Source organism: Actinomycetota bacterium (genome assembly GCA_013152275.1).
Classification (GTDB): domain Bacteria; phylum Actinomycetota; class Acidimicrobiia; order Spongiisociales; family UBA4744; genus BMS3Bbin01.
In genome coordinates this window covers 1-22,465 of sequence record JAADGS010000033.1, presented here as the reverse complement: position 1 = coordinate 22,465, position 22,465 = coordinate 1, and the positions used below count along the sequence as shown (strand labels likewise).

At 64.0% G+C, this 22,465-nt stretch carries 25 protein-coding genes and 1 tRNA gene; 18 read left to right on the top strand and 8 right to left on the bottom strand.

What is annotated here, in order from left to right:
- From GXP34_06455 to GXP34_06445, 3 genes are all read left to right on the top strand, one after another.
- Positions 1-667 (top strand): hypothetical protein (locus GXP34_06455; protein NOY55612.1); only part of this gene is annotated, 667 nt, incomplete at its 5' end.
- Positions 597-1,310, top strand: a complete 714-nt coding sequence (locus GXP34_06450; protein ID NOY55611.1) for an HD domain-containing protein — start codon at positions 597-599, stop codon at positions 1,308-1,310. The genes GXP34_06455 and GXP34_06450, both read left to right, overlap by 71 nt.
- Positions 1,303-2,553 carry an HD domain-containing protein gene (locus GXP34_06445; protein ID NOY55610.1) on the top strand — a complete coding sequence of 417 codons (1,251 nt, stop codon included), beginning with the start codon at positions 1,303-1,305 and terminating at the stop codon, positions 2,551-2,553. Before GXP34_06450 ends, GXP34_06445 begins: the two co-directional genes overlap by 8 nt.
- A gap of 39 nt (positions 2,554-2,592) precedes the next feature.
- On the opposite strand, the gene GXP34_06440 is transcribed toward GXP34_06445, so the two are convergent.
- Positions 2,593-3,180 carry a DUF5317 domain-containing protein gene (locus tag GXP34_06440; GenBank protein NOY55609.1) on the bottom strand — a complete coding sequence of 196 codons (588 nt, stop codon included), beginning with the start codon at positions 3,178-3,180 and terminating at the stop codon, positions 2,593-2,595.
- A 99-nt stretch (positions 3,181-3,279) separates the two neighbouring features.
- Here GXP34_06440 and GXP34_06435 point away from each other — a divergent pair, with 99 nt between their 5' ends.
- Both GXP34_06435 and GXP34_06430 read left to right on the top strand, forming a co-directional pair.
- The gene (locus tag GXP34_06435; GenBank protein ID NOY55608.1) at positions 3,280-4,038 is read left to right on the top strand and encodes a class E sortase; all 759 of its coding nucleotides are present in this window, start codon (positions 3,280-3,282) and stop codon (positions 4,036-4,038) included.
- Complete coding sequence (locus GXP34_06430) at positions 4,038-4,202, top strand: hypothetical protein (GenBank protein ID NOY55607.1); 165 nt, start codon at positions 4,038-4,040, stop codon at positions 4,200-4,202. Before GXP34_06435 ends, GXP34_06430 begins: the two co-directional genes overlap by 1 nt.
- Here the strand turns inward: GXP34_06430 and GXP34_06425 are convergent.
- On the bottom strand, positions 4,186-4,716 hold the full coding sequence (locus GXP34_06425) for a TlpA family protein disulfide reductase (GenBank protein NOY55606.1): 531 nt from the start codon (positions 4,714-4,716) through the stop codon (positions 4,186-4,188). The genes GXP34_06430 and GXP34_06425 overlap by 17 nt on opposite strands.
- A gap of 219 nt (positions 4,717-4,935) precedes the next feature.
- Here GXP34_06425 and GXP34_06420 point away from each other — a divergent pair, with 219 nt between their 5' ends.
- A complete protein-coding gene (locus GXP34_06420) occupies positions 4,936-5,634 on the top strand; it encodes an FkbM family methyltransferase (protein ID NOY55605.1) in 699 nt (232 codons plus the stop codon).
- A gap of 83 nt (positions 5,635-5,717) precedes the next feature.
- Positions 5,718-6,653 carry a DUF559 domain-containing protein gene (locus GXP34_06415; protein NOY55604.1) on the top strand — a complete coding sequence of 312 codons (936 nt, stop codon included), beginning with the start codon at positions 5,718-5,720 and terminating at the stop codon, positions 6,651-6,653.
- A 33-nt stretch (positions 6,654-6,686) separates the two neighbouring features.
- On the opposite strand, the gene acnA is transcribed toward GXP34_06415, so the two are convergent.
- On the bottom strand, positions 6,687-9,350 hold the full coding sequence (gene acnA, locus GXP34_06410; protein ID NOY55603.1) for an aconitate hydratase AcnA: 2,664 nt from the start codon (positions 9,348-9,350) through the stop codon (positions 6,687-6,689).
- Positions 9,351-9,451: 101 nt separating this feature from the next.
- Entirely contained in the window at positions 9,452-10,147 is a 696-nt protein-coding gene (locus GXP34_06405; protein NOY55602.1) for a helix-turn-helix domain-containing protein, read from the bottom strand.
- 53 nt (positions 10,148-10,200) lie between these two features.
- Between GXP34_06405 and GXP34_06400 the strand changes: the two genes are divergently transcribed.
- Together GXP34_06400 and GXP34_06395 are read left to right on the top strand one after the other, a co-directional pair.
- Positions 10,201-11,280: an Mrp/NBP35 family ATP-binding protein gene (locus tag GXP34_06400; protein NOY55601.1), complete on the top strand. Its 1,080-nt coding sequence runs from the start codon at positions 10,201-10,203 to the stop codon at positions 11,278-11,280.
- A 234-nt stretch (positions 11,281-11,514) separates the two neighbouring features.
- Complete coding sequence (locus GXP34_06395; protein ID NOY55600.1) at positions 11,515-12,720, top strand: GNAT family N-acetyltransferase; 1,206 nt, start codon at positions 11,515-11,517, stop codon at positions 12,718-12,720.
- A gap of 61 nt (positions 12,721-12,781) precedes the next feature.
- Here GXP34_06395 and GXP34_06390 read toward each other — a convergent pair whose 3' ends face one another.
- The 4 genes from GXP34_06390 to GXP34_06375 form a co-directional block, all read right to left on the bottom strand.
- Complete coding sequence (locus GXP34_06390) at positions 12,782-13,534, bottom strand: undecaprenyl-diphosphate phosphatase (GenBank protein ID NOY55599.1); 753 nt, start codon at positions 13,532-13,534, stop codon at positions 12,782-12,784.
- 173 nt (positions 13,535-13,707) lie between these two features.
- Entirely contained in the window at positions 13,708-14,256 is a 549-nt protein-coding gene (locus GXP34_06385; GenBank protein ID NOY55598.1) for a hypothetical protein, read from the bottom strand.
- A 240-nt stretch (positions 14,257-14,496) separates the two neighbouring features.
- Positions 14,497-15,279: an S-methyl-5'-thioadenosine phosphorylase gene (locus GXP34_06380; GenBank protein NOY55597.1), complete on the bottom strand. Its 783-nt coding sequence runs from the start codon at positions 15,277-15,279 to the stop codon at positions 14,497-14,499.
- Positions 15,276-15,581 (bottom strand): FmdB family transcriptional regulator, encoded by a 306-nt coding sequence (locus GXP34_06375; GenBank protein NOY55596.1) that lies wholly within the window; start codon positions 15,579-15,581, stop codon positions 15,276-15,278. The genes GXP34_06380 and GXP34_06375 overlap by 4 nt, the downstream gene beginning before the upstream one ends.
- Positions 15,582-15,755: 174 nt before the next feature.
- Here GXP34_06375 and plsY point away from each other — a divergent pair, with 174 nt between their 5' ends.
- The 9 genes from plsY to GXP34_06330 all read left to right on the top strand — a co-directional run bounded on the left by plsY (position 15,756) and on the right by GXP34_06330 (position 22,310).
- Positions 15,756-16,343 (top strand): glycerol-3-phosphate 1-O-acyltransferase PlsY, encoded by a 588-nt coding sequence (gene plsY, locus GXP34_06370; protein NOY55595.1) that lies wholly within the window; start codon positions 15,756-15,758, stop codon positions 16,341-16,343.
- Positions 16,340-17,143, top strand: coding sequence for an NTP transferase domain-containing protein (locus GXP34_06365; GenBank protein NOY55594.1), 804 nt, complete (start codon positions 16,340-16,342; stop codon positions 17,141-17,143). The genes plsY and GXP34_06365 overlap by 4 nt, the downstream gene beginning before the upstream one ends.
- On the top strand, positions 17,140-18,372 hold the full coding sequence (locus GXP34_06360; GenBank protein NOY55593.1) for a molybdopterin molybdotransferase MoeA: 1,233 nt from the start codon (positions 17,140-17,142) through the stop codon (positions 18,370-18,372). Before GXP34_06365 ends, GXP34_06360 begins: the two co-directional genes overlap by 4 nt.
- The gene (gene moaC / locus GXP34_06355) at positions 18,365-18,835 is read left to right on the top strand and encodes a cyclic pyranopterin monophosphate synthase MoaC (protein NOY55592.1); all 471 of its coding nucleotides are present in this window, start codon (positions 18,365-18,367) and stop codon (positions 18,833-18,835) included. Before GXP34_06360 ends, moaC begins: the two co-directional genes overlap by 8 nt.
- Positions 18,832-19,305, top strand: coding sequence for a MogA/MoaB family molybdenum cofactor biosynthesis protein (locus GXP34_06350; GenBank protein NOY55591.1), 474 nt, complete (start codon positions 18,832-18,834; stop codon positions 19,303-19,305). Before moaC ends, GXP34_06350 begins: the two co-directional genes overlap by 4 nt.
- Positions 19,306-19,409: 104 nt before the next feature.
- Positions 19,410-19,847, top strand: coding sequence for a hypothetical protein (locus tag GXP34_06345; GenBank protein ID NOY55590.1), 438 nt, complete (start codon positions 19,410-19,412; stop codon positions 19,845-19,847).
- 4 nt (positions 19,848-19,851) lie between these two features.
- A complete protein-coding gene (locus GXP34_06340; GenBank protein ID NOY55589.1) occupies positions 19,852-20,472 on the top strand; it encodes a hypothetical protein in 621 nt (206 codons plus the stop codon).
- A gap of 41 nt (positions 20,473-20,513) precedes the next feature.
- A tRNA-Ala gene (locus tag GXP34_06335) sits at positions 20,514-20,587 on the top strand.
- Between the two features lie 250 nt (positions 20,588-20,837).
- Positions 20,838-22,310, top strand: a complete 1,473-nt coding sequence (locus tag GXP34_06330) for an IS481 family transposase (protein ID NOY55588.1) — start codon at positions 20,838-20,840, stop codon at positions 22,308-22,310.
- Positions 22,311-22,465 lie beyond the last annotated feature (155 nt).

Sequence of the window (22,465 nt, the reverse complement as noted above, 5' to 3'; positions counted from 1 at the left end):
GAAGATCGTCATAGCGACGTTCTATGCGGTGAGCGGTCTGGCCGTACTCGCTGTGCTTGCAGTTCGTGAATCGTTTCCCCCGATCGGGCTCTGGCTGGCGTTCGCCGCCGCCTTCGCGTTCCTCGACTGGCGCTCGGTCGAGGTCAACGACCGCATGCTGATGAGTCCCACGATCATGGTGGGGCTGACGGCTGCGGTGGCCTTCGGGCCGGGCAGGGCGGCGCTCGGGGTGGCGACCATGGCCGCACTCGGCGCGGTCAGCGCACGGGATGTGCGGGAGCGGCGGATCTTCCAGCCGGTCGCCAACTTCGGTCAACTCGCGGTAACAGCCGCCATCGCATCATTGACGGTCGAGTTCTTCTTGCGGATCGCGCAGGCGAGCGGCAACGGCGCGTTTTGGGGATGGATTGCGCTGGGCAGCGCGATTGCTGCTGGTCTACACGGTTCGGTCAATCTTGGGATGGTGGTCCTGGCAGTGAGGAGTGTTTACGGGCGGAACATCAAGGCGTGGTCTCACCTTGGTGAACTCCTGCCTTCGTATGTCGATGGGCTTCGTCGGGGGCCTGCTCGGCGCCACGATCACGCGCACCGAGGTCGTGCTCCCACTCGTGTTCGTCGTGTTCATCATCGGCTATCACGCGTTTGCGTCGTTCGGCCAGCTCCGTGAGGCGCACGCCGCCACGCTGCGCGGCTTTGTCAAGGCGCTCGAGGCGAAGGACCTCTACACGAGGGGTCACACCGAACGGGTCGCCGAGTTCTCCGTGCTGTGTGGGAAGCAGATGGGGTTCCGGGGGACGAGGCTGGAGCGACTCGAGTGGGCCGCGCTCATCCACGACGTGGGCAAGCTCGCTGTGCCACGGGACCTGATTCGCAAGCGGGGCCGGCTCACCGCGGACGAGTACGGCGAGCTGCAGCGGCATGCGCACATGGTCGAGGAGATCCTCGCCGAGGTCGAGTTCCTCAAGCCGATGGTCGAGATCGCAACCGCCCACCACTCGAACTACGACGGCACCGGCTACGGCGGCGTCGGTCACGCCGACGGGGAGGAGCCGTCCCTGGAGGCGTCCATCCTCGCCGTGGCGGATGCGTTCGATGCGATGACGAGCACGCGCTCGTATCGAATGGCCCTCAGCCAGAGTTATGCGTTCTCCGAGCTGCGGCGAAACGCCGGCAAGCAGTTCAATCCGGAAGTCGTGGAGAGTTTCATCGCGGCCATGGAGGGGACCAACCGGCGGTACGGATCGCCGTTCCTGCACGATCCGGTCGAAGCGCGCCGTCTTGCCGAAGGGAGGGTCGAGACCCATGGGTGAGGCGAAGCTGAGGATCCGCACGCCGCTGCTCCCACTGGCCGGGGCAATCGGCGTCGTGGCCGTCGGAATTCTGCTGTTTCCCCATGCGCGCTCCAGTCCGCTGGTGCTGGCCGTGGGAGCGGTCCTTCTGGCCGTGGCAGGCCTCGTGCGGGTTCCCGCAGCGAGCGGCAACCGGCTCTCTCTGGCGGTCATCGTCGCGGCGGCGGTACCGATCCTCTTGCATGAGCCCGGTCAGGCGCAGCCCGACCTCGCGTCCGTCGGATTCGTCTACGCGGTCGGCATCCTCCTGATGGCGGTGGCCCGACTCGTGCGCGGCGACGGACTCGAACATGTGACCGCAGACATGCTGCGGCTCGGAGTCGGTCTCGGCGTGTATGCGCTGGTGTACTCCCTCGTGGTTGCGGTACTGGTTCCCGACGTCGGCATCCTGTGGGCCAAGGACCCGTGGAATCGCCTCGTGGGGTTTGCTGCCGCGGGAGCCGTCTGGTTTGTCGTCGAGGCGGGTCTCTGGGCGTTCATGACCACCGCAGAGCGCGGTCTGAGCAGACGGTACCTGTGGCTGCTCGGGCTGGGTGACTGGATGGTGGTGATGAGCATGATGGCCACGGGGGCGCTGTTCGGCTTCTCGTGGGAGCAGATGCAGATCTGGGCCGTGCTCATCGCGGCACTGCCGTATGCGTTCGCCCACGTGGCCTTCTTCCGATATCTCGAGGCCCGGACGACATACGGCCAGACGATCCGCGCGCTCTCGCGGATTCCCGAGGTGGCGGGACTTGCGCTCGACGGCCACTCGGACCGCACCAGCGCTCTCGCGGTCGAGACGGCCCAGGACCTCGGGCTGACTCCGGCCGAGGTGATCGACGTACGGTACGCGGCACTCATGCATGACATCGGGCGGATCACGCTGAACGAGCCGAGCATCCTGCGGCGTGGGTTCACCGACGAGGATATCGCCCGCTGGGGAGCGGAGATCGTTGCCGAGTCTCCGTATCTTGCAAAAGTCGCCGGTCTCGTCGCTCGCCAGCACGAGCCGTATCGACGTCCCGGAGAGCAGCGGGACCCAAGTCTTCCCATCGCCTCGAAGATCATCAAGGCGGCGAGTGCGTATGACCATGCCACGATGGAGTTGGGATTCTCACCGCTCGAAGGTCTCGAAGTGCTGCATCGAGGGGCCGCCTATGACTACGACCCGGATGTGGTCAATACGGTGCGACGAGTACTCGAACGGCGCGGAACTGTCTGATCCGTCGCTCCGGTAGCAGTCGTCGGCCGGGGGGAGCGATCAGCGGCGTGAGGCCGATCCGCCTTCGCTGGGAATGCCCCTCTTGAACCAACGGATGGGTTTGCGGAGTTCGTCTTCGAGGAATCTGCCCAATCCGACGGCGAGGAGAACATCGCCGAGTGAGATCACCTGGCCGGTGCCGAACAGCCGTACCGGCATCACGTCGGCCAGGAAGGGGAGTCGTGTCGAAGCGTCGAGAACAACGTGCTTGAAATCCAGGACCAGAGCCGCCGTTCCGCCTCCGCCAGCGACCGCCGCGGCACCTTCGAGGACAGGCATCCCTCCGTTGAGCGCGATCACCGAGAAGTTCATCAGGATGCCGAGGCCGGCGAGCCACATTCCTTCTCGCTGGCGGTTGATCAGCACCAGGATCAGCAGTGGGAGGTACGAGATCAGAATCATCGTGGTGGCAGTCGGCCGGGCCCATGCTTCTTCCGGGCGGAGGAACGCGGTTGCCGCCTGGATGCCGAAGCCGAGCAGGAGGAGCCACCAGAAGCGCAGACGGATGTCTGCAAGGTTGATCAGGCGACCTCCGCGAAGCAGCGCGACGGTCATCGCGATGAACAGGACGAGCGCAAGCCACAACATCACTGCGAACCGTACCAGGACACGCCCGCTTGCCGGTATGCGTGACCGGCGAGATAGTTCCTCCGGTACTCGACGTCCTTTGATACGCTGTAGCCACTGATGAAGGTTCGTAGAACACTGAGAGTGGTGGGTTGGGCGATGATGTCGCTCGGCGGGCTGCTGCTTGCCTTCCTCGCCTACCAACTCGTCGTGACGAACGTTTGGACGGCACGTTCCCAGCAGGCGGCAGAGACCGAACTCGCGGAACGCTTTCAGGCCGCCGCTCAAGGGGAGGTCGTCGAGACGATTCCGCTTCTACCGCAGCAACCGGTCGAAGACGACCCGACACTGCCGCAGAACCCTGCATCGACTCCGGCGGCGCAGCCGAAGCCGGTCTCGGTCGTTCGCTACGTGGAACCGACGCCTGAAGAAGGCGCTGCGTTCGGCAGAATCGAGATTCCGGTGATCGATCTCGACAAGGTGATCTTCGAAGGGGTGGATCGGGCCACCCTCAAGAAAGGACCTGGTCACATGCCGTGGACTCCACTCCCGGGGCAACCCGGCAACGCGGTGATCAGCGGACATCGCACGACCTATGGCGCGCCATTCTTCAACCTCGACGAGGTGTCGATTGGTGACGAGATCATCGTTGAGACCACACTCGGTCGACATGTGTACGAGGTGCGAGAGATTCTCATCGTCAAGCCGACCGACGTCTGGGTCACCGATCCCAAGCGAGGCGCATGGCTGACCTTGACGACCTGCACCCCGAGGTACTCTGCAAAGGAACGCCTGATCGTCCAGGCCGAGCTCATCGAAGGTCCGAATCTGCCGTATGCCGAAGCCTCGAAGGATCTCGGCACCGCGGGTGTCTCCTGATGGGGCGCCTCTACGATGTCTTGCCGGGGCCGCCTGTGCTGCGGATACTGCTGATCGTGGTCGGGGTGCTCATCACGCTGGTACTGCTGGGGATTCTGTTCGAATGGGGAGGAAGCTTTCTCGACAGTGGAGGAACGATGGGGGTCGTCAGCCTTCCGCACTGACGCCGAGGTACTGCTCGATGTAGCCGGTGAGGGACGCTCTGGTGACACCACCTTGGATCGTACGAACGATCGTGCCGTTCTGGGTGACGAGCCAGGTCTGCGGGAGAACGTTGATGCCGTAGGCGTCGGAGATCGCGTAGTTCTTGTCAACGGCAATGGGATACGTCACGCCGACCTGGCGGACGTACTTCACGGCGTTGGTCTCTGTATCGTCGATTGCTATGCCGATGAACCTCACTCCGGGAATGTCGCGGGAGACCTGTTCCAGATCGGGCATTTCCTGGCGACATGGCGGACACCACGATGCCCAGAAGTTGATGACCACAGGACGGTCTGCGAGGGCGGCCGACAAGGTGAATGAGCCGCCGTCGATGAGGTCTACCTTGAAATCGGCTGCCACTCGCGCATCGGGATTCGAGGAGCCGACGGTCTGCTTCTTTGCGCCGACCGACAAGCAGCCGGCCAGTGCCAGAGCGATCGCCGTCGCCACAATCAACATCCTGTAGCGCTTCATGAACGTCACAGGGTAGCTTCTGCTGCACGGCGCAGAGTCCAGATGTGCGGCGAATCGGTGCCGTCCTCCGAGCGGTCGGACTCGGCTCGGTAGCCTGGAGGGCATGGTCCGTTCACAAGTATTCGGAGAAGAGAGGAGTACGGTCGTGCGACGGGTGTCCGGGAAACGGTTGCCGTGCGGCCGCTGAGATCGAGGTGGGCGCAGCGAGCCTTCGAAGCTTTGCTGGAACAGATCCCGTATCTCGAGAAAGAGATGCTGGTGCTGGAGACGGTCGTGGCACCGGGTGACGTCTGCTTCGACGTTGGCGCGGCAGGGGGAACGTATATGTACCTGCTTGCCCGCAGGGCTGGGCCGAGCGGGCAGGTCCATGCGTTCGAGCCGAGGTCGCGATCCCATCGCGCGATAGAGCGCGCGAGGCGGCTCCTGGGGATGCACACCGTCAGTGTCCATCGTGTCGGCCTCGCCGATGAGGAAGGGTCCATGGAGATCCTGATTCCCTCCTGGCACGGTGTACCGTTCACTACACGGGCGTTCCTCGCCTCGGCCTACGGCAAGGACGCAGAAGAGGTTCCGGACGGGTTCACGGACCTGCACTCCCTGACGATTCCGATGACGACCATCGATCGCTTCGTGGTCGACAAGGCGCTTCACCGGATCGATTTCATCAAAGCCGATATCGAAGGAGCGGAACTCGCCCTTCTCGAAGGGGCCCGCACGTCCATCGAGCGCTGGCGTCCAACGATCTTGATCGAGATCGAAGAGCGCCACCTCGCCAGATATGGCAGGCATCCCGTGGAGGTGGTGGAGTTCCTTGCCCGGCACGGGTACCGGATGCACGCGTTCGCCGACGGGGAGCTGTCTCCGGTTGGCGAAGTGACACCGGGCGAGAACAACTACCTGTTCCTCCCGTTCTCGTGACGTTTGGCCTGGTTTATTCCTATGAAGCGTCACGAGAACGGAAGGGGCTTCACTCGATCCGTCAAATGGCGCAGGATGGCGCCATGGACGAACGAGCCTTCGGTGAACTCGCCTCGGCACAGCAAGGGGTCGTGAGCCGCGCCCAGGCCATGAAGCTGGGATGTTCCACGAATGAGATCGCCCATCGCGTCGCTGTGGGTCGTTGGCTTTCGGTTGGAGACGGCGTGTATCGCGTCGCCGGATCGCCGACGAGCTGGCTTCTCCGCCTCTGGACTGCCGTTCTCGAAGGAGGAGACGGATCCGCCGTGTCACACAGGGCTGCGGCCCAGCTCTGGGGGATTCGGCGATACGGAGATCCCGTTGAGATTCTCACACCCCGACCCAGGCGTCTCAGGACATCGGATGTTGTCGTGCACACTTCGGCGAAGTTCGACGGCAGCGATATTGCCGAGATGGATGGACTTCCGGTCACAACGGTGGAGAGGACTTTGATGGACCTGGGTGCAGTCGTGCACTGGAGGCAGGTGGAGCACGCGCTCGAGGCGGCGTTGAGGGACAAGCTGACGACGCTGTCTGCTATCGATCGGCGGCTTTCGGTTCGCAGGGGGAGAGGCCGGAGCGGTGTCGGCGTGCTGGCGAACATTCTCACGGAACGTGTGAGCGGTCCGGTGGCGGAGAGCACCTACGAGCGCGAATTCCTTCGTCTCGTCGAGCCACTCGCCGTGCTCCCACCGCAGGCGCAACACGAGATTAGAGCGGGAGATCGATTCGTGGCCCGCGTCGACGCCGCGTGGCCCGACGCACGTGTCGCCGTCGAAATCGACGGGCATCGATTCCATGCCACCCGTTCCCAGCGCGCCTCCGACGCACGACGCCAGAACGAGCTCGAGCTGCTGGGATGGAAGGTCCTTCGGTTCACGACGGATCAGGTGCACACCGAACCTGTTCTCGTGTCCCAAACGGTGTTGGCGGCGCTCAGATCCCGTTCTCGTGACGGCTCGACAGGATTATTCCCGTGAACCGTCACGAGAACAGGATGGAGGACGGGAGGGCTACTCCGACGCCAGCCTTCGCAACACCGTGTGAAGGATGCCGCCGTTGCGGTAGTAGTCGACCTCGACTGGTGTATCGATTCGTGCCATGGCGGCGAACGTCCTGGCAGTGCCGTCTGTCTTGGTGGCGGTGACCTGAACCTGCCGGCGCGGCTCGAGCGTGTCGTCGATCTCGATGTCGAACGTCTCGGTGCCGTCGAGCCCCAGGGTGTCGGCGTTCTCACCCGCAGGAAACTCGAGTGGCAGCACGCCCATGCCGACCAGGTTCGAACGGTGGATCCGCTCGTAGCTCTCGGCGAGCACTGCACGGACGCCGAGGAGGAACGTACCTTTGGCCGCCCAGTCCCGAGAGCTGCCCATGCCGTAGTCCTTGCCGGCCAGGATGACCAACGGGATACCCGCCTCCTTGTAGTGGAGACTCGCCTCGTAGATCGTCTTGACCCGACCGTCGAGGAGGTCGGTCGTGAATCCACCTTCGGTTCCGGGGGCGAGCTGGTTACGCACGCGGATGTTGCCGAACGTGCCACGGGTCATCACGCGGTCGTTGCCGCGGCGTGAACCGAAGCTGTTGAACATCGCCGGTTCCACGCCGTGCTCGAGCAGGTACTTGCCTGCCGGAGAGTCGGGACTGATTGCTCCCGCGGGGCTGATGTGATCGGTCGTGATCGACTCGCCCAGTTTCGCGAGGACACGAGCCCCACGAATCGGGTGGATCGCCGGCGGCTCGGCCGAGAGCCCGACGAAGAACGGCGGCTCCTGGATATAGGTGCTGTCCTCATTCCATTCGTACAGGGCCCCACCGCTCGTCTTGATCGCTCGCCACGCGGTGGGCCCTTCGAACACGTTGGCATACTCTTTCTCGAACTCGTCGCGCCGGACGTGTTCGGTAACGATCTCGTCGATCTCGGACTGGGTCGGCCAGATATCACGGAGGTACACGTCGTTGCCATCCCCATCGGTCCCGATCGGATCGGAGGTCAGGTCGATGTCGACGGTGCCCGCCAGAGCGTATGCGACGACCAGCGGCGGCGATGCAAGGTAGTTCGCCTTGACGTCCGGCGAGATCCTGCCCTCGAAGTTTCGGTTCCCCGACAGCACCGATGTGGCCACGAGGTCGAACCCCTGGATGGCGTCGTGGATCGGCTCCGGCAGCGGCCCGGAGTTGCCGATGCATGTCGTACAGCCGTACCCGACGATGTAGAAGCCACACGATTCGAGGTCGTCGAGGAGCCCGGACTCTGTCAGGTAGTCGGTGACCACCTTTGATCCGGGTGCAAGGGAGGTCTTGACCCACGGCTTGCGGGTGAGACCGCGCCGACGCGCCTTACGAGCGACGAGGCCCGCACCGACCATCACGCTCGGATTGGACGTATTGGTGCAGGAGGTGATCGCCGCGATGACCACGTCACCGTCGGCCAGGCCGAACGTGTCGTCCTCCAACCTGATCTTGGTGTCGGTCTCGACGACCGTGTCCTCGTCGCGTCCGAAGGTCGTGGCTAGATCCTTGTGCCACCGGCTCTTCATCTCTGTCAGTTCTATGCGGTCCTGGGGCCGCTTCGGCCCTGCCAGTGCGGGTACGACCGTTCCCATATCGAATTCCAGATGGGAGACGTAGTCCGGGGTGCCGGCGTTGTCGCGCCAGAGACCTTGCTGTCTGCAATACATCTCGACCGTTTCGACGAGTCGCTCGTCACGGCCGGTCAGTCGAAGGTACCTGAGCGTCTGCTCGTCGACGGGGAAGAATCCCATCGTGGCGCCGTACTCGGGGGCCATGTTCGCCAGGGTTGCCCGGTTCGCGAGCGGTAGGTCGTCGAGGCCCGGTCCGTAGAACTCGACGAACTTGCCGACCACCCCGTGGCTTCTGAGCATCTGCGTCACTTTCAGCACCAGATCGGTCGCGGTGGCGCCTTCGGTGAGCTTGCCGGTGAGGCGGAATCCAACGACTTCCGGGATGAGCATGTAGATGGGTTGTCCGAGCATCACCGCTTCGGCCTCGATGCCGCCGACGCCCCATCCGAGGACGCCGAGGCCGTTGATCATCGTCGTGTGCGAGTCGGTGCCGATGAGGCTGTCCGGATACAGGCATGTGCCGTCGTCCCACACGACCTTGGCAAGGTATTCGAGGTTTACCTGGTGGACGATCCCGGTTTCCGGGGGGACGACGCGAAAGTTGGAAAACGCGGACTTGCCCCACTTGAGGAACTCGTATCGTTCCTTGTTCCGTTCGAACTCCTTCGCTGCGTTGATGCGCAGCGCCATGCCGGAGTTGAATGCGTCGACCTGTACGGAGTGGTCGATGACGAGATCACATGGAACGAGGGGGTTGACCTTCTCGGCGGATCGTTCGTCCCCGGTCATACGTACGATTGCGCTGCGCATGGCGGCAAGGTCGACCACGGCGGGAACACCGGTGAAGTCCTGAAGAACCACTCTTCCCGGCATGAAGGGCACTTCGGTCTGGCCAAGATCGGCATGGTCGTAGGCGGCGAGTGTGCGGACATCCGCTTCGGTCACGACGTGACCGTCGACATTGCGGAGTGTCGCCTCGAGGAGCACCTTGATCGAGTAGGGGAGCCTTTCGAGATCGGCGTCGATCGCATCGAGGCGGTAGACGGTTCGCTTGCCGAGCGGCGTGGTCATCGTATGGCAGGCTGAGTGGGTCATGCGTCACCTCACAGGGAGAATGACGTAAGTGTACCGACCCCCACCGTGGCGCCTGCCCGGGCCGATCTCGGTCATGAGCCCGGTCAGGCCACGCCGAGTGGTCAGACGGTGGTTATGCAGGCGTGGTCCATCTCCAGGTTGACTTCGAGCGCTGCTGCTCTCTGCGGGTCGACGATCTCGAAGATCCCCGTCATGATGCCCCGATCGAGCGAGCACAGTACTTCGGGATGTTCGAACTTGCTCGCGCTGAACGGGCAGTGCTCGGTCAGCAGTTTCTCTCCTGCAGAGTCGGCGATGACCTCGAAGCCCTCTCTCTGCATCAACGCCGCAACGGTCTCGAGTGACGCGGTCAAGTCGTTGTCGCCTGTGGTGGCAATGCCCGAGGCGAGCTCACGACCGAAGTCACGGCCGATTTCGAGGGCGACCCGAAGTCCGTCCTCAGGGGCGAGGTGGAGGACGATGCGCACGAGGAGGTCGATCAGAAGGTCGTGGCGGCGGGTCGGGAACTGCAGATCGATCTCTTTACCGGTGGGTGCGTAACACTTCGCCGGTCTCCCGGCCCCGGGTCCCGTCTTACCTGTGGTGCGGCGTCTCGTGACCTCCAGATAACCCTCTTCCGTGAGCCGATCGAGATGGTGGCGAGCCACGTTGGGGTGGATACAGAATTCGTTCGCGACGAGCGTCGCGGTGAGCGGCTCCGGTGAAGATCGGACCCGCAGGTAGATGGATCGTCGGGTGGGATCGCCCAGCGTCGCCGTGAGTTGGTTGAGCGTCTGCTCCAAGTCTCGGATATCCACAATGTCACTATAGTTTTGAGTCGTTTCTAAACACTGCGCAGATAGGACTTGCAATGAACGATGCGGTACGCGCGGCGATCGGGCAGGTCGTCGATCCCCAGCTCGGGAGGACACTCGAAGAACTGGATGCGGTGAGGGCTGTCACCGTCGACAACGGCCGCGCTGTCGCCGCCATCTCCGTCGCCGATCCCGACTATCCCTACGGTGACCGTCTCACGGCCGCCGTCGAGGAGGCCGGCCGGTCGGTCGCCGGGATCGATGATGTGATGGTCCAACAGTCCGTTCTCTCCGATGAGGAGGCCGATGCGCTCATGGCGCGGCTCCGTCCCGAGAAGAAAGCTGCGGGCGGTCCCGGATCTCGCACGAGGGTCATCACGATCACCAGTGGCAAAGGCGGTGTCGGCAAGTCGTCGGTGACGGTGAACCTCGCGGTTGCTCTGGCCGCTCGGGGCCACAGCGTAGGTGTGATCGACGCAGACGTGTATGGGTTCTCGATCCCGAGGATGCTTGGCGTGCTCACCCCTCCGGCGGTCGTCGGCGGTTCGCTCATCGCACCGCAAGCCTATGGAGTTCGTGTCATGTCGATGGACTACTTCGTCCAGCCCGATCAGGCCGTCATCTGGCGTGGCCCACTGTTGCACAAGGCACTCGAGCAGTTTCTCACCGATGTCTTCTGGGACGAGCCGGACTACCTGCTCATCGATACTCCTCCGGGTACCGGCGATGTGGCGATCTCACTGTCGCAGTTCCTTCCACGGGCCGAGGTGCTCGTGGTGACGACACCACAGGCGACGGCGCAACGGGTCGCGAAGAAGGCGGCCCTGATGGCCGAAAAGGTCAACCAGACTGTGATCGGCGTCGTGGAGAACATGGCGTGGTTCACCGGAGACGACGGCACACGTTATCCGCTCTTCGGCAGTGGCGGTGGTGAGCAACTCGCACGTGAGTTGGGGGTTCCGCTGATGGGTCGGATCCCGCTGGTTCCGGCCATGCGCGCGGGTGCCGATGAAGGCATTCCGGTGGCCGTGGCCGCTCCGGGAAGCGACGCGGATGTCGCCTTCGACGAGTTCACGGACACCCTGGAGAAGACCAGGCCGCGGGTGCGTACGCATCCGGAGCTCGTGATCAAGTAGAGGCGGCCGAAGACTGCCCGACCGTGTACTTCGTACCGCGGTCATCGTTGTCGAGACCTCGCCGACAGGGGACAGGGCCCCGGCTGTTCGCAGTCGGCTGTCAACTCCCCATGCTGTGTGGATGGCCGCGCCGTCGGCGATGCGGGAAACCGTGTTGTTCTCTTCCTGGAACCAGCCGCCGTATGCTCGGTAATTCGAGCGGTCGCAAGGGTTGGCTCGGCTAGCGTTCCACCAATGGAGTACCGCCCAATCACATCGGACGACTTCGACGGGTTTCTCGGGGTTCTGGGGCACGTGTTCGCCTGGGATCCGAAGCCGGAGGAAGTCGAGGTCGAACGGAAGGCAACCGAATTCGATCGGACGATCGCGGCGTTCGACAACGGTGCAATCGTCGGAACCGGAGGCAACATCACGTTCGAGATGACGGTTCCCGGCGGGTCGGCAAGGGCCGGCGGGGTGACCGCCATCGGTGTGCTCCCTTCGCATCGCCGCCGAGGAGTACTCACCCAGATGATGGGCAGGCTGCTCGACGACAGCCGGGAGCACGAGGAGTCGCTCTCCGTCTTGTGGGCGTCGGAGAGTTCCATCTATGGCCGCTACGGGTTTGGAATGGCGAATCGCCACGCCGCCAGAGAGATTGATCGTGCCCACGCCACGTTCGCCGTCGCCGAACCATCGCCGGGCGGGGTGCGTCTGATCCAGAAGGGCGAGGCGCTCGAGCGTCTCCCTGGCGTCCTCGACCAGGTCGTGGACCGCTATCCGGGCATGATCCGGCGCTCGCCGCTCAAGTGGGAGGTCGACCTGTCGGACCTGGAGGCGTGGCGCGCAGGAGCAACGGCGAACCGCTTCGCACTTTACGAAGAGGACGGTATCGGACTCGGCTACGCGCGCTACCGCATCAAGGAGGAGTGGAAAGAAGGCCACCCGCAGAACACGCTCCTCGCGAATGAGGTGATCGGTGTGACCGACGGCGCGACCCTCGCCATATGGCGGTTCCTGTTCGGGATCGACCTGATCAAGACCATCAAAGCCCGCATGCGCCCATTGCGGGACCCGCTCGCCTACTTCCTGACCGATCCCAGGAGGCTGTCGTTCAAGGTCACCGAAGGGATCTGGGTCCGGATCCTCGACGTTCCGGCCGCGCTCGAGGCACGTCGCTATCCCGTCGAGGGAGCGGTCACCATCGAGATCACCGGTCCCGACGACGTTGCCGGCGCCTATCGAATCGAAGGAGGCCCCGATGGGTCATCCTGCCGCAGGACCGATGAGGAGCCCGACCTGCGCATGGGCGTGACGCAACTCGGTATGCGGTACCTCGGCGATCACGACTTCGTCACACTCGCTGCGGCCGGCCTGGTCGAAGGTGACAAGGATGCCTTGCAGCGGGCGGATCTCATGTTTGGTTGGCATGAACCCACCTGGTGCGTCGTCGGCTTCTAAGAACCCGTTCTGGTGACGCTTCACGGGAATAATCCCGCCCAACCGTCACGAGAACGGAGTTCTACAGCACGATGAGCGCCACCGCTCCTGCCACGAGGCAGTAGATGGCGAAGGGCACGAGGCCTCGCTTGACGAGGACGCGGATGAGGAAGGCGATTGCCAGGTAGCCCGACACGGCAGCGACCGCCATGGCGACCCACACCGACGTCGTGAAGCTGCCGGTGCTCGACAGTTCGATCGCCTCGAGGAGGCCGCCTCCGGCGATTGCAGGAATGGCGAGAAGAAACGAGTAGCGGGCAGCTTGCTCCGCGTCGAGTCCCCGTGCGAGTCCGGCAGTGATCGTCATCCCGGAGCGGGTGATGCCTGGCACCATGGCCAGCGCCTGGGCGATCCCGATGACCAGCGCTCCAGCGGTGGTCTCGTCCTCAACGGTTCGGGTTCGTTTGTGGATGAACTGTGATGCGAGGAGCACCACTCCGCTGATCAGCAGGGCGATCGCCACGAGCGTGTAGGACTGCTGGATGGCGTCGATCTGGTCCTTGAGGGCGAGACCGATCAGGGCCGGCAGTGTCCCGATGATCAGTAGCCACCAGAGGTGGCGGGCCTTGTCGTCGAACCGCAGAAGTGTGGCAATGTCTCGACGGTAGTAGGCGAGCACGGCGATCAAGGTTCCGAGGTGGAGCACCGCGGTCGTCGCCAGGTCGGGCGGGTCCACGCCGAGGATCGCCGGCACCAGCACGAGGTGGCCGCTCGAGGAAACAGGAAGGAATTCGGTTAGGCCCTGGATGAGCCCCCAGAGGATTGCCTGGAGCACGGCGCTGGAGCATAGCCGGACTGGACATCCGCCCGTATCTCGGCGCTCGACGAGCATGGCTCCTCCGGTTGTCCGCGTGCTCGTTGCCTGGAATGGCTCGACAGTTCATGAGGAATCCTCACGTGTCGTCGAAGCGAGAGGATCGACGGGGGCCTCCGTAGACCCTGCTTCTGCTACGGACTGATGTCGGGTCCGATGAGGACACTCAGGTTTCCCTCCGCCGCCGACGCGGCGACCGCGGTGGCGAAGTCACCGGGGACGGCGACGAGACCGACGGGGTCCTTGTAGCCGAGCGGATCTGCCGGTGGAGGTGGCTCGATGACGATTCCGGGGACTGCTTGGGGCCCAACACCGAATCCGGTGATGACGATCCTCAGTGACTGACCGGCAACGACGCTCTCGGGCAACTTCGTCGAGAGTGCCCACCATCCGTCGGGGATCTCAGGGCGCACATCGGACATCTGGGAGGGGAGGATGGGTTCCCCCGCTGCAATCGCATGCCGGGCCGTCCCACCGATCTCGAGGTTGGAAGGGAGCAGACCCTTCGGCGCCTGGCGCCACTCGATGTGCTCGGCATCGATGCTCGCTCCGGGTGCGATGTCCGCTGCCGCGAACGGATAGGCGATCGTGTCCGCCGGTCGCAGATCGATCCAGGCGGCAACGATGAGGATCAGTGCCGCGCCGGCCCAACGGAGATAGGGCGGGCGCGTGAACCAGTACACCCTGTGAACGTACCGCGAACGTGTCGAGTCGGGAAGGGGGTTGCCCTCGGGGAGATACGGGACGTGTATCCCCCTACCACGGCGGCGATTCCGTTTCGTTCGCCGTATTCGCGGTCCTCACGCGGTGCACGAGCGTCTTTCGTCGCGCCCGGCCGTCACGCCGGCACCGCGGTCTCGTATCGATACGAAGTCGCGACACGAAGTACGAAGCACGTGGCCCCTACCGGCTTCGACAGACTCCTAGCCCGTGGCGCCGGACAACGCGGTGGGACATGAGCATGCTCGGGGCGCCGCGTCGGCGATCGGAATCAATACCCGTACCGTCTCCTTGAGGGTGCCCAGGGTCTCATCGAACAGGCGCATCACCTCCGCGTGTGTGACCGCAGGGATCTCCCCTTCGACGCCGACGTCGTAGTCGGTGACGACAGCCAGGTTGACGAAGCACAGCTCCAGCTCTCTGGCGAGGGACGCCTCGGGGAACTGGGTCATGTTCACGAGATGCCAGCCGTTGGAGGCAAACCATCTGCTCTCTGCCCTCGTCGAGAAGCGCGGGCCCTGAATGATGACGGTCGTTCCGCCGTCGTGGACGGTCGCTCCCGCGGTCCTCGCGGCTTCGAGCGCCAGTGGGCGCAGCTCCGAGCAGTAGGGATCGGCAAGCGAGATGTGTCCCGTCTCCGGACCGTCGAAGTAGGTCGACGCGCGGCCCCATGTTCGATCGATGAGCTGGTCGGCGATGACGATGTGTCCCGGCGCGTACTCGGTCACCAGGCTCCCGGCGGCACATGGGGCGATGATGCGGTCGACACCGAGATGCTTCATACCCCACACGTTGGCTCGGTAGTTGACCTTGTGTGGCGGGAACTCGTGGTGTTCGCCGTGCCGGGGCAGGAAGGCCACGTCGGCGCCTTCGATCGTGCCGACCATGTACGGTGCCGACGGATCTCCGTAGGGAGTGTCGACGCGAACGCTGCGGGCGTCATCGAGGAACTCGTAGAACCCCGTGCCACCGAATACTCCGATCATTCTTCACCCTTCTTGGTTGTCTGGGAACTCTTGGCCGCCCCGGAACTCTTGGCCGCCCCGGAACTCTTGGCCGTCTCGGGACCCTTGGCCGTCTCGGGACCCTTGGCCGTCTGCGATCTCTTGGCCGTCTGCGAATCGGTTGCGTAGAAGCCGGATCCTTTGAAGATGATGCCGGCAGTGTGGAAGACCTTTTGGAGTTGGCCACCGCACTCGTCGTGTGTTTGGAGGGACTTCTCCGAGAAGGACTGGAAAACGTCGAACCGTTTTCCGCATCGCTTACAGACATATTCATAGGTGGGCATGAGAACTCGAGACCGTGATGGATTGGGGCTGAATGATATCAAGACGGTGGGCGCTTGCGGTCGGTGACCCGACTCGTGGTCCGAAGAGCGGGATCTTCACTCATCGTCCTGGTGGTCGGATCGGCAGATCCGCGCGATCGGGACCGGCGTCTTTCGCCGGTACACTCGAGACCCATGACGTTGGGTTCGATCGCCGTGGTGCTCGGCTCGTATCTGCTGGGAAGCGTTGATTTCGCCGTCCTCATCGCACGCGCGAGGGGATTGGATATCTACTCGAAAGGAAGTGGCAACCCCGGAGCGTCCAACGTCTTCCGGTCGATCGGCAAGAAGGCCGGCGTGACCGTGCTCGCCCTCGATCTGCTGAAAGGGCTGATCGCCGCCCTGGCGGGAGCAGCCCTCGGCGGTCCTGCACTCGGTGCGGCAGCGGGGTTGACCGCAGTTATCGGGCACTGCTATCCGCTGTTCCATCACTTCCGTGGAGGCAAAGGGGCAGCGACGCTCTCGGGAGTGATGTTCGCTCTGTACCCCGTGGCCACGGCGGTCCTCCTCGTCGTGTTCATCGCTCTCATCGTCACCACGCGCATCGCCGCGATCGGCTCGATCGTCGTCACCCTCGCCGCGGTTCCGGGCGCATGGCTCACGGGTGGTCGAGGGTGGGCACTCGTCTGGGTGGGTGCAGCCGTCGCGCTGGTCCTGTACCGTCACCGGGGGAACATGACACGGTTGTTGAGAGGGGTCGAGCGCAAGGTGGTGGAGGAGTGACGATCGAGGTTGCAGTCATCCCGGCCGCGGGAAGGGGAACCCGTCTGCGTCCCGCGACGCGGGTCGTTCCGAAGGCGCTGGTTCCGATCGTCGACCGCCCTGCCGTGCAGTACGGTGTCGAGGAGGCTGCCAGGGCGGGTGCCACCGAGGCGGTCATCATCGTCGATCCGGGAGTGGGCGCACTCGTCCACGACCATTTCTTCGACGGGGGACCGCTCCCGGGGCTGGAGCACATGAAGATCACACCCGTGACCCAACCGGTCCCACTCGGTCTGGGTCACGCGGTCTTGACCGCTCGAGAAGCGGTGGCCGGCCGGACCTTCTTCTGCCTGCTCGCCGACAACATTCCTCGCGTGGATGTCCTCGATCGGATGGCCGCGCAGTTCGACGGAACATCGATGGTCTCCCTGCGGGACCTTACCGACGACTTCCTCACCCGCTACGGGGTGATCGTTCCGGGCGCATGGCGATCGGAGACAGTCGTCGAGGTGCGTGGTGCCATCGAGAAGCCGGGCATCGAACGAGCTCCGTCGCGTCTCGGACTGATCGGTCGCTACATCTTCACTCCGGAGGTTTTCGAGGTGCTCGACGGTCTCGCTCCGGGGTTCGGAGGTGAGATTCAGCTCACCGATGCAATCGATGCGCTCGGTCGGCGAGGTCGCTGCGAGGGGTTCGTCTCGCCGGACGACCTGCTGGATGTGGGAAACCCGGCCGGGCTGCTGGAAGCTTCGACGGTTCTCGGCCTGGCCCACGCAGAACTCGGGGAGCGCTACAGGGAATTCCTGAAAGGGCTGGTGTGAAACTACGCCGCGAAGCCCAGCGCGAAGTTCTGGCGGTGGTCGGCCGTCTCGATCCGGTGCGGGTTCCACTGATGGAGGCGCGGGGTCTCGTTCTCGCCGAGCCGGTCGAGGCGCCACACGACGTTCCCCCGTTTTCGAACTCGGCCATGGATGGATACGCGGTCCGAGCGGCAGACCTGGAGAGGCTCCCTGTGGTGCTGGACGTGATCGAGGATGTACCTGCGGGCAGCGTGCCCGCCGAGAAGGTCGGACCGGGTACCGCCGTCAAGATCATGACCGGTGCTCCGATGCCGGCGGGCGCCGATACCGTCGTGGAGATCGAGGTAACCGAATCCGGAGACCGGTCGGTCAAGGTTCTGGCGTTCCGTGCGCGCGGATCCAACGTTCGGCGTGCGGGCGGTGACATGCAGGCGGGAGCGCGCGTGTTCGAGGCGGGAGAGCGGTTGAGCCCGGCGCACCTCGGTGTCCTCGCGTCGCTCGGCATCATCGAGCCGTTCGTGAGGAGACGTCCGGTCGTTGCGGTCCTGTCGACGGGAGACGAACTGCTGCCACCGGAAGCTCCGGTGCCGACGCCCGGCAAGATTCGGGATGCGAACCGGACGATGCTGATCGCTCTCTTGGCAGACCTGGCGGTCGACACGGTCGACTTCGGGATCGTCGGTGATGACGAGACGGCGTTGCGGGCGACCCTGGATGAAGCGGCAGGGACGGCGGACGCCGTCATCACGTCCGGCGGAGTGTCGATGGGGGAGTACGACATGGTCAAGGCTGTTCTTGCCGACCTCGGAACCGTTGCGTTTTGGAAAGTCGCGCAGCAGCCGGGCAAGCCGTTTGCCTTTGGGCGGATCGAAGGGACGCCCCTGTTCGGTCTGCCCGGTAATCCCGTGTCGGCCATGGTGTCGTTCGAGCAGTTCGTCCGGCCTGCCCTGCTTCACATGATGGGGGCCACGGATCTCTTTCGGCCGCAGGTGCTCGGACGGATTGCCCAGGCCGTGTCGACGAATCCGACCAAAGACGTCTTCCTGCGGGTGCGGACGAGAATCGAAGGTGATGCGTTGTTCGCCGAGCTCGCCGGTGGGCAGTCGTCAAACATCCTGTCGGCGATGGCGCATGCCGACGCGTTCGCCCTGGTTCCCGTCGGCGTCGCCGATCTGGAAGCCGGCGATGTGGTGACACTCGAGATGTTCAGGTGGCCGGAGACCCGTACCATGGAGGCCCTCGATGAGTGAAGAGTTCACACACCTCGATGAGCAGGGACACGTCCACATGGTCGACGTGGGTGACAAGCAGGTCACCGACCGCGTGGCCATGGCCGAGGCGGTCGTGCACATGACATCCGAAACGAGGGGGAAGCTCTTCGGAGGGGAACTGCCGAAAGGTGACGCGCTGGCGACCGCACGTCTGGCCGGCATCATGGCTGCCAAACGCACCGCCGATCTCATCCCGCTGTGTCATCCGTTGTCGCTCACGTCGGTCTCCGTCGAGGTATCCGAATACGACGAGGGCGCACGTGTCGAGGCCAGGGTGCAGACTCGCGATCGGACCGGTGTGGAGATGGAGGCGATGACGGCAGTGGCCGTCGCGGCGCTCGCGCTCTACGACATGGTCAAAGGTGTCGAGCGGGGTGTTGAGATCACAGGAGTCCGGCTGCTGTCCAAATCGGGAGGCCGCTCCGGAGAGTGGCGACGGTGAAGGGTCTCGTTCTCACCGTGAGCGATCGAGTTAGCCGTGGCGAGGCCGAGGATCGTTCCGGTCCGGCGGCCGTAGAGCGTCTCGGGACGCTCGGCTTCTCGACCGAGCTGCGGGTGGTTCCCGATGGCGTCTCCTCCGTGCGGGGTGCTCTCGAGGGGGCCGTTGAGGAAGGGTTCGACCTCATTGTCACCACAGGTGGCACCGGGTTCTCGGCGAGAGATCTGACACCGGAGGCGACACGCAGCGTTGTGGATCGCTTCGCGCCGGGGATCGCCGAGGCCATTCGTGCGGCGACGTTCGGTAGCAATCCTCATGGGATGCTGTCCAGAGGTGTCGCCGGAATCGCCGGATCGACCCTCATCATCAACCTGCCGGGATCCGTCGGAGCGGTAAGGGAATCCCTCGATGTGGTCGCTCCCGCGCTCGGTCATGCGATTGCACTGCTGCACGACGAACCTGCCGGACACTGAGTTCACCACCCTCCGTGGACCCGGGCATGCCGTACTCTCCTGTTGATAACTTGTCGGAGGTGGGCCCGGTGACCTAGGCTCAGGGTGTAGCGACGGGCGGATACGTGGAAGCAACGGCAGTAATTGTCATTTTCGTGCTGGCAGGGGTGTGGGCAGCCTTCCTGTTGCCTTCGGTCTTCACCTCTCGGAGGGAGCGACCTGCCGAATCGGCACAAGAGTTCACGCGACTGTCCGCGCGTCTCACTGCGGTCGGAAGTGGGACGACGATCGAACCGATGCTCACGAGACGCCGAGTGCTCGTTCGGAGACGCCGTGCCCTCATCATCCTCAGTGCGATCGCACTCACGACACTCGCGGTTGCGATCTGGCGCGGGTCCACAGCCATGCTCATCGCCCACATCGCGATGGACGGTGTCATCGCCTGGTACGTGGCGATGTTGGTGCAGATTCGTCAACGGCGCGAAGCCTCATTCGTGGTCGATATCAGAGACTCGGAGACCGATGAGGCCGAGTCGCAGCTGCAGGTACTGGCGCACGGCTGAGCAGATGAAGCCAAGCCTCGATCCTGTCGAAGCCATTGCCCGTGCCGAGTTCGATGCCAAGTTCGCTGCGCGTGAGAAAGGCCTCACCCTGTCCCGCCAGTTGATTCGCAGTTCGGCGAACGCCATCCGTTCATTTCACCGTGGGGAACTGGAACGCTGTGAGGAATTGATGGATCAGGCAGGCGCTCTGCTGAGCGAGGCCATGGGACTGCTCGAGGATCATCCGGATGTGTTGTTCACCGGTTTCGTTGCCGACGCCGCGAAGGAGTATGCCGAGGCGCGCTTGACGCACGCCTTGGGTCTCGAGCTGCCGCTGCCGACACCTGACGAGTTGGGTGTGTGGGTCGGGTCGTACCTGCACGGCCTCGGCGAGGCGGTCGGTGAGCTGCGGAGACGGCTGCTCGATCTCCTCCGGGCCGGTAAACTCGAGCAAGCGGAGGAGACCCTCGGTGCGATGGATGCCGTCGTCGATCTTCTCGCGGGCCTCGACTATCCAGACGGGATGACTCGCGGGCTCCGCCGTACGGCCGATGTGGCACGGGCGCTGGTCGAACGCAGCCGCTCGGACCTGACGACCACGATCGTGCAGGAACGGCTACGAAGGGACCTCTTGGATCGGCTCTGATCCGCCGGGTGAAGCGGTGACTACAATGCCGTTCGCCCTTTGGGGGTGTAGCTCAGCCCGGCAGAGCGCTTCCCTCGCACGGAAGAGGCCAGGGGTTCGAATCCCCTCACCTCCACCCAAGGAAACCCCTGCTCGGCGGGGGTTTCTGTTCTTCCTGGGGAGTTCGACGACGGAGTCCCGGACGCGCCCAGGACGCGCGAGAGCCGCCTTCCAGACTGTGTGGGTTCGGTTCATGATGGACATTGTGGCTCCGGTTGGTGGGTTCCACTTTGTGGATGCGGCTTCGGTTCCTGGGCGACGGTGGCTCCGGTACGTGGGTGACACTTTCTGGTTCCATGCTTCTCGTTTGATGCGGGGAGGTCGTCTTGTTGGTGGAGTTGGGTGTTGTGGAGCAGCGGTATCGGGCGGTGTTGGAGGTTTTTGGGGGAGCGACGGTGACGGATGTGGCTCGCCGGTGTGGGGTGGCTCGTCAGACGGTGCATGGGTGGCTGCGCCGGTATGCGTCTGAGGGGTTGGCGGGGTTGGTGGATCGTTCGTCGAAGCCGGATTCGTGTCCGCATCAGACGCCGGTGGAGGTGGAGGCTCGGATCGTGGAGATGCGGAGGGCTCATCCGGGTTGGGGTCCTCGGACGATCGGCTATCACTTGGAGCGGGAGGGTGTGGTTCCGGTTCCTTCTCGATCGTCGATCTATCGGGCTTTGATCCGTCATGGGCTGGTGGATCCGCAGAAACGTCGGAGGCGGCGGTCTGATTACAAGCGGTGGGAGCGGGCCCGGTCGATGGAGTTGTGGCAGATGGACGTCACCGGCGGTGTTCGATTGGTCGACGGGTCGGAGTTGAAGGTGGTGACCGGTATCGATGACCATTCGAGGTTCTGTGTATCAGCCAAGGTGGTGAGGAGAGCTACGGCGAGGCCGGTGTGTGACGCTCTCGCCGAGGCGATGGCACGTCATGGGGTCCCGGATCAGATTCTGACTGATAACGGGAAGGTGTTCACCGGCAGGTTTGGACCCGGCAAGGGTGAGGTGCTCTTTGACCTGATCTGCCGGGAGAACGGAATCAGGCACCTTCTGACGGCTCCTCGGTCGCCGACCACCACGGGGAAGGTGGAACGGTTCCACAAGACCATGAAGAAGGACTTTCCGGCCGGCAAGACGTTTGAGAGTCTCGAGGAGGCTCAGACGGCGATCGACGCGTGGGTGGTCGAATACAACACGGAGCGGCCGCATCAGGGGATCGGGATGGTCCCACCCGTCCGCCGGTTCGAACTAGCCGTCGCTGAACCCTTCGAAGTGGTTACCGGAGACGACCAGCCACCAGACCCTGTTCCGGCGGAGGTGGTGGTCGAGGAGCCTCGTAGGGTCACCAGAAAGGTGGGGCGGGATGGTCGGATCAGTCTGGCCACATACAGGTATCACGTGGGACGTTGCCTGGCCGGGGAAACCGTCGACGTGGTCATCACCCCGGACGGTCTCATCGAGATATCGCATCGGAGTGTTCTGGTGGCCACCCACGCCAGACGTCATCCTCCCGAGGCGGAACCTCAAGTGTGGCGTCGTCGGCCACGCGCCCGGCCGGTCAGGCCTCCCACGGTCGGGCATCCCGTAATCCGCAAGGTGGACTCGTCGGGGAACATCAGCTTCGCCGCCGTCTCCTACCGGGTCGGCAACGCCTACCGCCGCCAGCAGGTCGAAGTACGGGTGGTCGGGGACACCGTCGAAATCTCACAGAACGCCAAGCTGCTCCGAGTCCACGCGGCAAAACACGATCCCATCAAGGCTCACGGAGCGTTCGCCAACCCCAGAGGCAAACCCGACCCGATCAACGCCGCGTCCTAAACCCACCGCCCAGTGTCGTGGACGAACCGAAGCCAGCGGGTCGCACGGGTACCGAGACTTGACAGAAGGGCCGCGCTCACCACATACCGACAGACGATGCGTGATCTCCTCGACGCATTGGACGACTGACCCGACCCGGCCGAGTGCTCGTCTTC

Excerpts from the sequence above, each read along its gene's own strand:
- plsY (NOY55595.1), top strand. The coding sequence starts at position 15,756 with ATGACGTTGGGTTCGATCGCCGTGGTGCTCGGCTCGTATCTGCTGGGA.
- GXP34_06425 (NOY55606.1), bottom strand. The coding sequence starts at position 4,716 with ATGAAGCGCTACAGGATGTTGATTGTGGCGACGGCGATCGCTCTGGCA.
- GXP34_06430 (NOY55607.1), top strand. The coding sequence starts at position 4,038 with ATGGGGCGCCTCTACGATGTCTTGCCGGGGCCGCCTGTGCTGCGGATA.
- GXP34_06415 (NOY55604.1), top strand. The coding sequence starts at position 5,718 with ATGGACGAACGAGCCTTCGGTGAACTCGCCTCGGCACAGCAAGGGGTC.
- GXP34_06440 (NOY55609.1), bottom strand. The coding sequence starts at position 3,180 with ATGTTGTGGCTTGCGCTCGTCCTGTTCATCGCGATGACCGTCGCGCTG.
- GXP34_06340 (NOY55589.1), top strand. The coding sequence starts at position 19,852 with ATGAAGCCAAGCCTCGATCCTGTCGAAGCCATTGCCCGTGCCGAGTTC.
- acnA (NOY55603.1), bottom strand. The coding sequence starts at position 9,350 with ATGACCCACTCAGCCTGCCATACGATGACCACGCCGCTCGGCAAGCGA.
- GXP34_06400 (NOY55601.1), top strand. The coding sequence starts at position 10,201 with ATGAACGATGCGGTACGCGCGGCGATCGGGCAGGTCGTCGATCCCCAG.
- GXP34_06445 (NOY55610.1), top strand. The coding sequence starts at position 1,303 with ATGGGTGAGGCGAAGCTGAGGATCCGCACGCCGCTGCTCCCACTGGCC.
- GXP34_06395 (NOY55600.1), top strand. The coding sequence starts at position 11,515 with ATGGAGTACCGCCCAATCACATCGGACGACTTCGACGGGTTTCTCGGG.
- GXP34_06435 (NOY55608.1), top strand. The coding sequence starts at position 3,280 with ATGAAGGTTCGTAGAACACTGAGAGTGGTGGGTTGGGCGATGATGTCG.
- GXP34_06375 (NOY55596.1), bottom strand. The coding sequence starts at position 15,581 with ATGCCCACCTATGAATATGTCTGTAAGCGATGCGGAAAACGGTTCGAC.
- moaC (NOY55592.1), top strand. The coding sequence starts at position 18,365 with ATGAGTGAAGAGTTCACACACCTCGATGAGCAGGGACACGTCCACATG.
- GXP34_06380 (NOY55597.1), bottom strand. The coding sequence starts at position 15,279 with ATGATCGGAGTATTCGGTGGCACGGGGTTCTACGAGTTCCTCGATGAC.